Genomic DNA, 11,730 nt, shown 5'->3' on the forward strand with positions numbered 1-11,730 from the left:
GCCCTACTCGCCCCCGGGCAACCTCAACACGGCAACCGCGCCCCCGTCGACCGCGTTGCCGAAGCCCAGCGCAGCGCCCAGCACCTCCGCCTGCCCCACCGCGATGGTCAGCCCCAGCCCGTGCCCGGTCGCCCCGCCCTCCGTGCGGAACCGCTGCGGTCCGTGCGCCACCAGGTACTCCGGATACCCGGGCCCGTGATCCCGTACGGTCACCACCGGCCCGTCCACGGTCAGCACCACCGGAGGCGCCCCGTGCCGGTGGGCGTTGGCCACCAGGTTCCCCAGCACCCGCTCCAGCCGCCGCCGGTCGGTCTCCACCCGCACGTCCCGCAGGACACGCACCTCGGTGTCGGTGCCCGAGGCCCGCACCACCCGTTCGGCCAGCGCGCCCAGCGCCTCCGTGCCCAGCTCCAGCCGCTCCCGCCCGGTGTCCAGCCGGGAGATCTCCAGCAGGTCCTCCGTCAGGGTGCGCAGCGCCGCCACCCGGTCCCGTACCAGCTCCGTCGGCCGGCCCGGCGGCAGCAGCTCGGCCGCCGCGTGCAGCCCGGTCAGCGGGGTGCGCAGCTCGTGCGCCACGTCCGCGGTGAACCGCTGCTCGCTCAGCAGCTTGCCCTGCAAGGAGGCGGCCATCGAGTCCAGCGCGGCGGCCACCGCGGCCACCTCGTCCTGCGGCCGGGCCGGGTCCTTCGTACGGGGATCGTTCACCCGGGCGTCCAGGTCGCCGGCGCTGATCCGGCGGGCCACCCGCGCCGTGCCGTGCAGCCGCCGGGTCACCCGGGTCACCGCGAACACCCCGACCAGCACGGTCGCCCCGATCGCCAGGGCCGACGACCACACGATCGACTCGTCCAGGCCGGCGATGGTGCGCGACTGCTGCGAGTAGTCGACCGCCACGCCCAGCGCCCGGTGCCCGGCCACCGGCCCCGCCGCCCACATGGCGGGCCGCCCCCGGTAGGTCGCGACCATCGTGCCGCGCTGCCCGGACACCGCCAGTCTGCGCAGCGACGGGGGCAGCTCCGCGGGGTCCACCCGGGCGCCCGGCAGCAGCCGGTCCCCGGCCTCGTACGCCTCGGTGGCGTCGGCGAGCCGGGACAGCGCCAGGTCACGGGCCTGGCCCACGGTCTGGTCGGTCACCGACACGTGCACCAGCACGCCGAGCAGCGCGGCCAGCGCGCAGCACATCACCGTGATGAACGCGGCGGCCCGGACCGCGAGCGCGCCGGACCAGTGCGGCAGCGTGAGCCTCATCGCGCGCCCGGGGAGGCCGAGGGGGAGGGCGTGCGCCGGCCGTGCGGGCCGTCGCCGACGTGCAGGTACTCGTCGCGGGAGAACACCATCGCGCGCTGGTCCGGGTCCCACACCCAGGTGGTGCGGTACTCGTAGCCGGAGGTGTCGGCCGGGGAGCGTTCGATCAGCGCCCGCCCGGCCAGCTCCACCCCGAGGAGCGCGTCGTTGTCGGCCAGCACCCGTACCAGCCGCCGCCCCTCGACGGTGTAGACCCGTACCGCCGTCTGGTTGGTCGGGTACAGCCTGAAGCCCAGCGTCAGGTCCGCCCGGCCGTCCCCGGTCAGGTCCCGGTGGTACGGCTCGAGCAGCGGGCAGCGGTCCTTCTCGCCGCCCGGCCGGCACTGTCTCATCCGCTCCACGGTCGCGTGGTACGTCCCCTTGGGGCCGTAGTCGGCGGGGTGCGCCGTCAGCTCCGCCTCGACGACCTTCACCGGGTCGACCTCGCGGATGTCGCCGCCGGGGACCGTGACGCCCTTGACGGTCTCCCGGGTCGCCACGTCGTACGGGTAGGCAGGGCTGGACGCGGGCCGGAGGTCGGGCCATAGCCGGGTGGGGCTGACGGCGGTCGTGGTCGGCCCGGCGCCGCGCAGGCCGCCGGTGTCCCCGCAGGCCGTCGCCGTCACCGACAGCAGGGCGACGGCGGCCAGGGCGAGGGCGGTACGGGCGGGTCGACGGGCCGGCATCCCTACATTCTGACCGAAGTCTGCTTTGTACTGCTTCGTGTGCCGTGGGTGAGGGCGCGGCGGGCGGACGCGGGAGGCTACTCGGCCAGCTCCTCCAGCAGCCGTACGGTCGCCAGGCCCGTCCGCAGGTACTCCACGAACAGGTCGTTGTGCAGCGCCCACGCCGAACGCCGGGCCCGGATCAGCTGGATCGCCTGGTCGGCCGTGTCGCCCCGCTGGACCAGCGCGTGCGCGACGACCAGCCCCGAGCGGTTGTACCCGTGGTAGCAGCGCACGAGCACCCGGCGCCCGGCGTCCAGCGCGTCGTTCGCCGCCCGGGCCAGCCGGATCACCCCGGCCAGCTGGGTGCCGTCCAGCGGCCCGTCCGGTATCGGCCACACGTGGTGCTCCACGCCCGCGTCGGGCCCGTACCCGGGCAGCCGCAGCAGCGACTGCACCACGTCGAACTCGTCTCGTACGACGGCGAGCTCCAGTCGCCCGGACCGGTCCCGGAATTCGTGGCCGCCCATCCACAGGCCGGGCACGATCTCGTTCCACGGGCTCCTCGGAGCCGGTACGTCGGGCTGCTTTCCGCGGGTCCGCAACGGTGCCTCCCCAACTCCCCGCACAGGGCCGCCCACCACGGTAACCGGTCTTGCCCCGGGAGCGCCCCGCCTGTTCCCATGGTCGAGGGGTGATGGCATGAGCGGACTGCGCGTGGTGCCGGCCTTCCGGCACGGTCGTGAACGGCTGTACGTCTGCCGCGCGGACGGAGCCGGCGTGGCCTGGTACGACCGTGAGGCGGGCCGGGTCGACCTCCTCGCCGAGGACGAGCGGGACGCCGTCCTCCAGGCGCTGCACCCCTTCCTCACCGGCCCGGTGACCGTGGGCCCGCCCCCGGTCCCCACCCCCGCCGAACTCGCCCGGCTGACCCTGCACCCCGACGACGACCTGGCCCCCAACCGCCCCGGGGAGGCCCTGCTCGTCGCCCTGGACCGCCACCCCGGCCCCGCGCACCGGCTGCGCCCCGACCCGCGGCGGCGCGCCCTGAGCGCCGAGCAGGCCGTGGGACAGGCCCTGGACGGGCTGGAGGGCGCCGGCTGGCACACCCTGCACTCCGTCCCGCTGCCCGGCGGCGACCGCATCCACCACCTGGTGATCGGCCCCGGCGGGCTGTTCGCCGTCCACGCCCTGTACGCCCGCCGTACCCGGGTCCGGGTCGCGGATCCGATGGTCGCCCTGGGCCGCCGCGACGCCGAGCCGCTGCTGCGCCCGCTGCGCTCCGCCGCCGACCGCGCCTCCTACGCGCTCACCGCCGAGGTCCGCCCGCTGCTGGCCCTGGTGGGCCCGGCCGACGTGACCGTGACGGCCGAGCCGCGCGGGGTGCGGATCCTGCGCGACCCGGAGCTGGCGGACCTGGCCCGGCTGGGCGGGGTGCTCAAGCCGGCCGACGTGGAGGCACTGCACGGGATGGCACGGGACCGGAACGTCTGGCTGAGGGTCTGAGGCGGAGGCGGTCGCCGGGGGCGCGTGGCATGGGATGCGGCGGCTCCGGCTCCGGGGTCCGCGTGGGGCAGGGCGGCGGGGTGGCCGGCTCGGGGTCTCGCGCGGCTGGTGTTTGCGGGGTGGTCGGCTTCGGGTTCTGCGTGGGGCAGGGCGGCGGGGTGGTCGGCTCCGGGGTGCGGCGCGGCTGGTGTTTGCGGGGTGGTCGGCTCCGGGTTCTGCGTGGGGCAGGGCGGCGGGGTGGTCGGCTCCGGGGTCCTGCGTGGCTGGCGGCAGCGGGGTGGCCGACTCGGGGTCCTGCGTGGCTGGCGGCAGCGGGGTGGTCGACTCGGGGTCCTGCGTGGGGCAGGGCAGCGGGCCGGCCGGCTGCGGGTCCCGCGCGGCTCACGGCAGCGCGGTGGCCGACTCCGGGTTCAGCAGGGGTGCCATCAGGTCGCCGTGGTCCGCCAGGCGCGGGGCGATGTCGTCGGCCCGGAACTCCAGCTGCGCGGGGCTGCGGCAGTCGGCGACCTCCTGCCAGGTCACCGGCGCGGACACCAGCGGGGCCGGGCGGGCGCGCACGGTGTAGGGGGTGGCCGTGGTCTTGCGGGCCGCGTTCTGGCTCCAGTCGACGAACACCTTCCCCGGCCTGAGGCTCTTCGTCATCCGGTGCACCACCAGCCGGGGCAGCGCCCGCTCGGCCTCCACCGCCAGCGCCTTCGCGTACTCGGACGTCCGCTCGGACGAGCTGCCGCGCACCGCCGCCAGCAGGTGCAGCCCCTTCGACCCGGCGGTCTTCGGGTACGCCTCGATCCCGTCCGCCGCGAGCCGCTCGCGCAGCCACAGGGCGACCTCGCAGCAGTGCACGATGTGCGCGGGCGGCCCCGGGTCGAGGTCGAAGACCAGCCGGTCCGCCTCCTCGGGGCGCTGCACCAGCCACTGGTGGGTGTGGAACTCGGCGACCAGGTTGGCCGCCCAGACCAGGCTCGGCAGGTCCTGGACGAGCACCATCCGGGCCGGGCTGTCCGGGGAGGAGCGGGGGACCTCGGCGGTGGTGACCCACTCGGGCGTACCCGGCGGCACGTTCTTGGTGAAGAACCGCTGGCCCCCGGGGCCGTCCGGGTAACGCAGGAAGGACACCGCCCGGTCGCGCAGGTGGGGCAGCAGGGCGGTGGCGGTGGTCGCGTAGTAGTGCAGCAGCTCCGCTTTGGTGAACCCGGTCTCCGGATAGAGCACCTTCTCCAGGTTGCTGAGCGCGACCCGGCGCCCCTCCACCTCTGTGATAGGCGTCATAGGATGACAATCCCAGACAAACCGGAAAAAACGGCAGTGGAAGGGTGCGGCACGTGCGATCGATATGGAACGGCGCGATCTCCTTCGGCCTGGTCAGCATCCCGATCAAGCTGGTGAACGCCACGGAGAGCCACGCGATCTCCTTCCGCCAGGTCCACACCGAGGACAACGGCCGCATCCGCTACCGCAAGGTGTGCGAACTGGAGGACCGCGAGGTCAGCCAGGCCGAGATCGGCAAGGCGTACGAGGACGCCGACGGCACGATGATCCCGATCAGCGACGAGGACCTCTCCCATCTGCCCATCCCCACCGCCCGCACCATCGAGATCGTGGCCTTCGTGCCGGCCGACCGGATCGACCCGCTCCAGATGGGCGCCGCGTACTACCTCGCGGCCGGCGGGGCCCAGGCCGCCAAGCCGTACACGCTGCTGCGCGAGGCCCTCAAGCGCAGCAACAAGGTCGCCATCGCCAAGTACGCGCTGCGCGGGCGGGAGCGGCTCGGCATGCTGCGGGTGGTCGGCGACGCCATCGCCATGCACGGGCTGCTGTGGCCGGACGAGGTCCGGGCGCCGGAGGGCGTCGCGCCGGACGAGCACGTCACCATCCGCGACAAGGAACTGGACCTCGCGGACGCCCTGATGGACACCCTCGGCGAGGTCGACCTGGAGGACCTGCACGACGAGTACCGGGAGGCGCTGGAGGAGGTCATCGCCGCGAAGGCCTCCGGCGAGGCACCGCCCGAGTCCCCGGCCCCCGCTGCCGGCGGCAAGGTGCTGGACCTGATGGCCGCCCTGGAGAACAGCGTCCGGGCGGCCCGCGAGTCCCGGGGCGCGGAGGAGGAGGCGGAGGTCAGACAGCTGCGCCGCGGCGGATCGACGCCGAAGGAGACGGGCGCCAAGAAGTCCACGTCGACGAAGAAGACCCCGGCCGCGAAGAAGGCCGCCCCCGCCCGCAAGTCGACGTCCAAGGCGGGGGAGGGGGCGGCGAAGAAGACGGCGGCGAAGAGCACGGCGACGGCGAAGAGCACGGCCGGGAAGAAGACGGCGACGAAGAAGACGGCGTCCCGGAAGCGGACGGCGTGAGGGGTGCCGGGCGCACCTGCTCAGGGGCATGGGCGGTACTTGCCCAGGGGCGTCGGCCGCACCTCCTCAGGGGCGCGGGGAGCTGCGCGACCGCCACGACGTGCCTGCGGGCCGCGGACAGGCCCGCACTCCCACGGCGCCCGCATCGGCACGACGACCCCCCACGGCGATCACACCCCGGACTCCGCCGGGCAGCCCCTCACGGCGATCACACCCCCGTACCCCGCCCGGCAGCCCCTCACCCCTCCCCGTCAGGCGGCGGAAGACACCCGCTCCCGCCCGAGCAGCACCACCCCGCCCCCCGCCACGGCCAGCCCCGCCAGCGCCGTGCCGAAGACCGTCGCCCCCGTCGTGAGGCCGACCGTGTCGCTCAGGTATCCCGCGCTGACCGGAAGGAGCCCGGCGGGCAGGTAACCCCCGACGTTCAGCGCCGCGTTGGCCTCGGCGAGCCGCGCCCCCGGTACGGCCGAGTTCAGCAGCGACAGCCCCCCGAGCTGCCCCATCCCCTGCCCGGCCCCCGCCAGCAGCGCCGCCCCGGCCAGCGCGGCGACCGACCCGGTGTGCACGGCCAGGAGGAGCGCGGCCATGCCGAGGGCGGTGGCGCCGGCGCCGTAGGCCAGCACCGTGCGCCGCCCGAGCCCCCGTACCGCGAACTGCACGCCCGTGGCGGACAGGAACATCGCGAACGCCAGCGCCCCGGAGACGATCCGGCTCCCCGTGCCGAGCAGCCCCGCGAGCAACGACGGCCCGAGTGAGAGCACGAAGGACGTGGCGGTGATACCGGGCGCGAACACGGCGATCCCCAGGGCGAGTTGCCATCCGGCTCCGCGCGGCACCCCGGGCACCCGCACCCACCCCCCGGCACCGCGGCCGTCCCCACGGCGCCCCCCGCGACCCCCGTGAGCGCCGCGCACCGGCATCCGGACCACGACCACCACGGCCGACGCCAGCAGCACCGTCTCCACCGCGAACACGGTGACCGTGGGCCCGGGCAGCGTCTCGGACAGCACCCCGGCCAGCAGTGGCCCCAGCCCCGCCCCGAACACCATCGCGCAGGAGGCGAGCAGCGCGGCGAGCCGCCGCCGGGTGGGTCCCGCCACGTCCGTCACCGCGGCCATCCCCGCCGAGACCACGGCGCCGACCGCGATACCGGTGCACAGCCGGGCCGCGATCAGCGCGCCCACGCCGCCCGCGGTCGCGAAGACCAGGCAGGCGACGAGGGCGAGGCCCAGCGCGGGCAGCAGTACCGGCTTGCGCCCGATCCGGTCGGAGACGACGCCGGAGACGAGCAGGGACCCGAGCAGCCCCGCGATGTAACAGGCGAAGACCACGGTCAGCGTGCCCTTGCCGAACCCCATCTCGCGCTGCCAGAGCACGTACAGCGGGGTGGCCGCGTTGGACAGCACGAACACCGCCGTCACGGGCCAGGCGGCGAGCCAGACCCACCGTAGGGGCACCTCACCCCCGCCCACCGCTTCCGGGGCACGCTCACCGGCGGTCGCCGTCGTCATGGCACAGTCCTCCCCTGGACCTCGGTACGAGTCGAGTCGTACTTGTACGAGCGGAGTCGAACTTAGCATGCAGTACGATCGGAGTCGTACAGGAAGTACGCGAGAGGGGAGCCGCAGTTGACCGGGCAGAGGACCGAAGCGAACCGGCCGGCCGTGGGCGTGGAGGAGCGGCCGGAGCCCCCCGGCCTCCCCGACCCGCTGCCCGAACCGGCCGCCGCCGACATCAGGCTGGAAACCGTGCTGGGCGCGCTCAGCGACCCGCTCAGGCTGCGGATCGTCCGCAAACTCCTCCTGGAGTCCGAGGAGTTCGACCACACCTGCGGCTGGTTCGGCCTGGACCGCCCCAAGTCCTCGCTGACCCACCACTTCCGGGCCCTGCGCGAGGCGGGCGTCACCCGGCAGCGCCAGTACGGCCTGGAGCGCCGCAGCCAGGTCCGGGTGGCGGACCTGAACGCCCGCTTCCCCGGCCTGCTGGACCTCGTGGCCGCCTGGACCCCGCCGGACGGCGACTGAGACGTCCCGGGATGCGGACCGCGACCCGGTCCCCGACCATGGAAGTCGTCGCCGGGGGAGGGACAGTCAGGGCCGGACCGACCTCCTGGGAGTGTGACGATGACCGGTGACAGACCCTCCGCGGCGGCCTGGCGCAACCTGGTCATGGCCACCGTCGGCTTCACTCTCACCTTCTGGGCCTGGAACCTGATCGCCCCGCTCGCCGCCGACTTCGACGAACGGCTGCACATGGGCGCCTCGGCCCAGTCCCTCCTGGTCGCGGTCCCGGTCCTCGTCGGATCGCTCGGCCGGGTCCCGGTCGGCGCGCTCACCGACCGCTACGGCGCCCGCCTGATGTTCCCGCTGACCAGCGCCCTGACGATCATCCCGGTACTGCTCCTGATCCCGGCCCGGTCGTCGTACGCCGCCCTGCTCCTGGTGGGCTTCGTCCTCGGTCTCGGCGGCACGACGTTCGCGATCGGTGTGCCGCTGGTCAACTCGTGGTTCCCGCCCGCCCACCGGGGCGCGGCCCTCGGCGTCTTCGGCATGGGCATGGGCGGAGTGGCGCTGTCCGGCTTCCTCACCCCGCGCATGTACCACCGGGGCGAGAACCTTCCGTTCCTGGTCATGGCGGTCGCCCTGGCGGTGTACGCCGTCCTGGCCGCCCTCCTGATCAACGACCGCCCCGGCCGCCCGGTCCCCTCCAGCCCCCTGGCCACGCGCCTCGCCCAGGCCGCCCGCCTCCGCGTCACCTGGGAGTTGTCGGCGCTCTACGCGATCGGCTTCGGCGGCATCGTCGCGTTCGGGGTCTACCTCCCCACCTACCTGCGCACCTGGTACGGCCTCAGCCCCACCGACGCCGGCACCCGGGCGGCCGGCTTCGCCCTGGTCACGGTGGTCTTCCGCCCCCTCGGCGGCTGGCTCGCGGACCGCGTCCACCCGGCGACCGTCACGGCCTGGGCACTGGGCCTGGTGGCGGTCCTGGCGATCATCCAGTCCTTCGACCCGGTCCTGGTCCCCACCGCCACGGTCTGCCTGCTGCTGATGGCGGCGGGCCTCGGCACGGCCAGCGGCTCGGTCTTCGCCCTGGTCTCCCGGGTCACCCCCCAGCCCCAGGTGGGCAGCGTCACCGGCATCGTCGGCGCGACGGGCGGCCTGGGCGGCTTCGTCCCACCCCTGGTCATGGGCGCCGTCTACAGCGCCAAGTCCTCGTACTCCATCGGCTACATGCTCCTGTCCGACCTGGCCCTGGCGGGCTGCGTCTACGCCTACGGCCGCATGCGCACAGCGGGCACGACCCCGGAGGCGACCCCCACCCCGGCCCGCGCACGTCAGGCCCCGACCAGGCCCTGACCCCTGCCGGTCCTATATGACTCCCATCCCGCGCTTGGCGAGGCGCTTGAACTCCTGGGTGTATGTCTCGATGAGGTCCTTGGTGTCCTGATACAGCTCGCGTACGGCCGCCTGCGCTTCGGGGAGCAGCAGCTCGGCCGAGCGGGACTGGTGCAGCCGTATCTCGTCGTCGACGTAGTCGGCCTTGCGGCGCACGATCCCGGGCATCTCCCACAGCCGCAGCGGATCGGTGACCATGGACGTCCAGCGCGGCGCGGCCCGGGACATCTGAGGAGCCAGGTCCCGCCATGGCTCGGCGGGCGTCCGGCCGGTGAGGGCCGGGGACAACTGGACCCTCGCCTCGACGAACGGGGCGCAGAACGCGGTCAGTTCGTCCTGAAAGCCGTCCACCTTCGCGACGAGCGCGGCCTGGACGCTGTGCCGCCCGGTGAGCCGCCCCACCACGACCGTGGCCGCCGCCCCCGCGATCGCACCGCCGAGACCGATCAAGGCCACCGGTATCTCCGACTGAGCCACCCGCCCCCCTCTGCGCGTGCCGCCACAATCAGCATGATTGTCGCGATGGCGCAGCCGCGGAGAAACCTCTGTGCCGTAACACACGAAAAGACCCCGCCACCAGCGAACTCGCTGACGACGGGGTCTTCAGGCACTTCCTGCGAAGTGCCCCCGGCAGGATTCGAACCTGCGCACACGGCTCCGGAGGCCGTTGCTCTATCCCCTGAGCTACGGGGGCGTGTCGGGCGCTGAGCTTCTCGCTCGCGGCGACGGGTAGAACATTAGCAGGTCTGGAGGGGTGATCAGGAACCCGGTTCCTCGGGCGGGGGCGGGCGGGTCCCCTGGAGGGGGTGGAAGTGGGGAAAACCCGGACGCGGTGGCCGGTCCGCACCTACTCTCGACTTGTGCCAGGCGCTCCGGGCCGGGTGCTTGTTGTGGACGACAACAAGGTCATCCGGCAGCTGATCAGGGTCAACCTCGAATTGGAAGGGCTAGAGGTCGTGACCGCGGCCGATGGTGCCGAGTGTCTGGATGTGGTGCATGAGGTGCGGCCCGACGTCGTGACGCTCGACGTCGTCATGCCCCGGCTGGACGGGATCCGCACCGCCGCCCGGCTCCGCGCCGATCCCCGTACGCACCACCTGCCCGTCGCCATCATCAGCGCCTGCACGCAGTACGAGGTCCAGGCCGGCCTCGACCTCGGCGTGGACGCCTTCCTCGCCAAGCCCTTCGAGCCCGCCGAGCTGGTCCGGATCGTGATGGACCTCATCGAGCGGAAGAACAGCAGTGCTGCTTCCGGGGGAGAGGGGCCGGAGCCGGGTGGTGCTCCTGCTGCCGACGTTGCCTGCGGTGCTGGTGGTGACGGTGGGGCAGGCGATCGGGAGGCGGCCGCAGAAGGCACCGACGAAATCGACGGCTTCCCCGGGCACGACGGCCTCCCGAGCCATGACGGCATCCATCCCTAGCCGAGACGACCGCAGACCGGCGAATACATGACCGTAGGCCGGCGAAGGCATAACCGGCTCGCCCTCCCACCCCCCTCCTCCCCTACGCTTGTCCCGTGACCCCCGCCGACCTGTCCCGCACCGTGTTGGACGCGGTGTGCCGTGCTGTCGGTGCGGGGGAGCTGAGCGTGGCCGTGCCCGAGCGGGTCGTGGTGACCGAGCCGGGGCCCGGTGGGTGCGGGGACTTCGCCACCGCCGTCGCGCTACGGCTCGCGCACGCCGCCGGGCAGCCTCCGCGGCACGTCGCCGGGATCCTGCGGGAACGTCTCGTCGGGGCCGACGGGATCGAGGACGTCGTCGTCACCGGGCCGGGGTTCCTCAACTTCCGGCTCGCGGAGCAGGTCGACCCCGTGGCCGCGCTGGTCACGGAGATCCGGGAGAAGGGCGCCCGGTACGGACACGGTGACGCCCTCGCCGGGCAGGTCGTCACGCTCCGGGTGCCGTACGAGGTGCGGGCCGAGGTCGTCGCCGACGCCGTCGTACGGATCGTGGGGACCCAGGGCGGGCGGGCCACCGTGGAGCACGGCGAGCCCGTGAACCTGCGGCCCGTGCCCGCCCCGGAGGACCCCGCGCCGCTCGGGCCCGACGCCGCCCGGTGGGCCCTGCTCCACCCCGCCCCGCACGACCGGCCCCGGATCACCGCCGACCACCTGGTGCAGCGTGAGGTCAATCCGCTGTTCCGGGTGCGGTACGCCCACGCCCGTGTCCGCTCCCTCGGCCGCAACGCCGCCCGCCTGGGCTTCGCCGCCGAACCCGGCCCCCCGCGCACCGGGACCGGTGCCCCCCTGCTCACCCCCCTCGCCGACCACCCCCGCATCCTCACCGCGGCCGCCACCCACCGTGCCCCGGACCGGCTCGCCCGGCATCTCGTCACCGTCGCCGATGCCGTGCTGCCCCTGTTGCCCTCCGTGCTTCCCGTCGGCGAGGAGAAACCCTCGGCCGCCCACCGTGCCCGGCTGGCCCTCGCCGAAGCAGCCGGGACGGTGCTGGCCGGCGGCCTGTCCCTGCTCGGCATCGACGCACCCGAACATCTCTGAGGCGCGTGAGCAGATGCGTCCCGGAGAGAGAC

12 protein-coding genes and 1 tRNA gene are annotated in these 11,730 nt (G+C 74.1%); 6 read left to right on the forward strand and 7 right to left on the reverse strand.

Going from position 1 to position 11,730, the window contains the following annotated elements; translation table 11 throughout:
• Positions 1-3: 3 nt before the first annotated feature.
• The 3 genes from HB370_RS26895 to HB370_RS26905 form a co-directional block, all read right to left on the reverse strand.
• Positions 4-1,248: a HAMP domain-containing sensor histidine kinase gene (locus HB370_RS26895; protein ID WP_030789960.1), complete on the reverse strand. Its 1,245-nt coding sequence runs from the start codon at positions 1,246-1,248 to the stop codon at positions 4-6.
• Complete coding sequence (locus tag HB370_RS26900) at positions 1,245-1,970, reverse strand: hypothetical protein (RefSeq protein ID WP_030789963.1); 726 nt, start codon at positions 1,968-1,970, stop codon at positions 1,245-1,247. The genes HB370_RS26895 and HB370_RS26900 overlap by 4 nt, the downstream gene beginning before the upstream one ends.
• 77 nt (positions 1,971-2,047) lie before the next feature.
• A complete protein-coding gene (locus HB370_RS26905) occupies positions 2,048-2,554 on the reverse strand; it encodes a dual specificity protein phosphatase family protein (RefSeq protein WP_030789967.1) in 507 nt (168 codons plus the stop codon).
• A gap of 97 nt (positions 2,555-2,651) precedes the next feature.
• Between HB370_RS26905 and HB370_RS26910 the strand changes: the two genes are divergently transcribed.
• On the forward strand, positions 2,652-3,455 hold the full coding sequence (locus HB370_RS26910; protein WP_030789969.1) for a nuclease-related domain-containing protein: 804 nt from the start codon (positions 2,652-2,654) through the stop codon (positions 3,453-3,455).
• 381 nt (positions 3,456-3,836) lie between these two features.
• On the opposite strand, the gene ligD is transcribed toward HB370_RS26910, so the two are convergent.
• The gene (gene ligD, locus HB370_RS26915) at positions 3,837-4,724 is read right to left on the reverse strand and encodes a non-homologous end-joining DNA ligase (protein WP_030789973.1); all 888 of its coding nucleotides are present in this window, start codon (positions 4,722-4,724) and stop codon (positions 3,837-3,839) included.
• Positions 4,725-4,777: 53 nt separating this feature from the next.
• Here ligD and HB370_RS26920 point away from each other — a divergent pair, with 53 nt between their 5' ends.
• Positions 4,778-5,806, forward strand: a complete 1,029-nt coding sequence (locus HB370_RS26920) for a Ku protein (RefSeq protein ID WP_030789976.1) — start codon at positions 4,778-4,780, stop codon at positions 5,804-5,806.
• A 251-nt stretch (positions 5,807-6,057) separates the two neighbouring features.
• On the opposite strand, the gene HB370_RS26925 is transcribed toward HB370_RS26920, so the two are convergent.
• Positions 6,058-7,317 (reverse strand): MFS transporter, encoded by a 1,260-nt coding sequence (locus HB370_RS26925; protein ID WP_037702794.1) that lies wholly within the window; start codon positions 7,315-7,317, stop codon positions 6,058-6,060.
• Positions 7,318-7,434: 117 nt separating this feature from the next.
• Here HB370_RS26925 and HB370_RS26930 point away from each other — a divergent pair, with 117 nt between their 5' ends.
• Positions 7,435-7,830, forward strand: a complete 396-nt coding sequence (locus HB370_RS26930) for a helix-turn-helix transcriptional regulator (protein ID WP_189756352.1) — start codon at positions 7,435-7,437, stop codon at positions 7,828-7,830.
• A gap of 99 nt (positions 7,831-7,929) precedes the next feature.
• Positions 7,930-9,162 (forward strand): MFS transporter, encoded by a 1,233-nt coding sequence (locus HB370_RS26935; protein WP_037702796.1) that lies wholly within the window; start codon positions 7,930-7,932, stop codon positions 9,160-9,162.
• Positions 9,163-9,174: 12 nt separating this feature from the next.
• On the opposite strand, the gene HB370_RS26940 is transcribed toward HB370_RS26935, so the two are convergent.
• Entirely contained in the window at positions 9,175-9,678 is a 504-nt protein-coding gene (locus HB370_RS26940) for a hypothetical protein (protein ID WP_157855638.1), read from the reverse strand.
• Between the two features lie 145 nt (positions 9,679-9,823).
• Positions 9,824-9,895 (reverse strand) — tRNA-Arg (locus tag HB370_RS26945).
• 112 nt (positions 9,896-10,007) lie between these two features.
• On the opposite strand from HB370_RS26945, the gene HB370_RS26950 reads away from it, so the two are divergent.
• Entirely contained in the window at positions 10,008-10,622 is a 615-nt protein-coding gene (locus HB370_RS26950; RefSeq protein ID WP_078637723.1) for a response regulator, read from the forward strand.
• A 95-nt stretch (positions 10,623-10,717) separates the two neighbouring features.
• Entirely contained in the window at positions 10,718-11,698 is a 981-nt protein-coding gene (gene nrtL / locus HB370_RS26955; protein WP_030789993.1) for an ArgS-related anticodon-binding protein NrtL, read from the forward strand.
• Positions 11,699-11,730 lie beyond the last annotated feature (32 nt).

It is taken from the genome of Streptomyces sp. DSM 40868, from assembly GCF_011820545.1.
GTDB lineage: Bacteria > Actinomycetota > Actinomycetes > Streptomycetales > Streptomycetaceae > Streptomyces > Streptomyces eurythermus.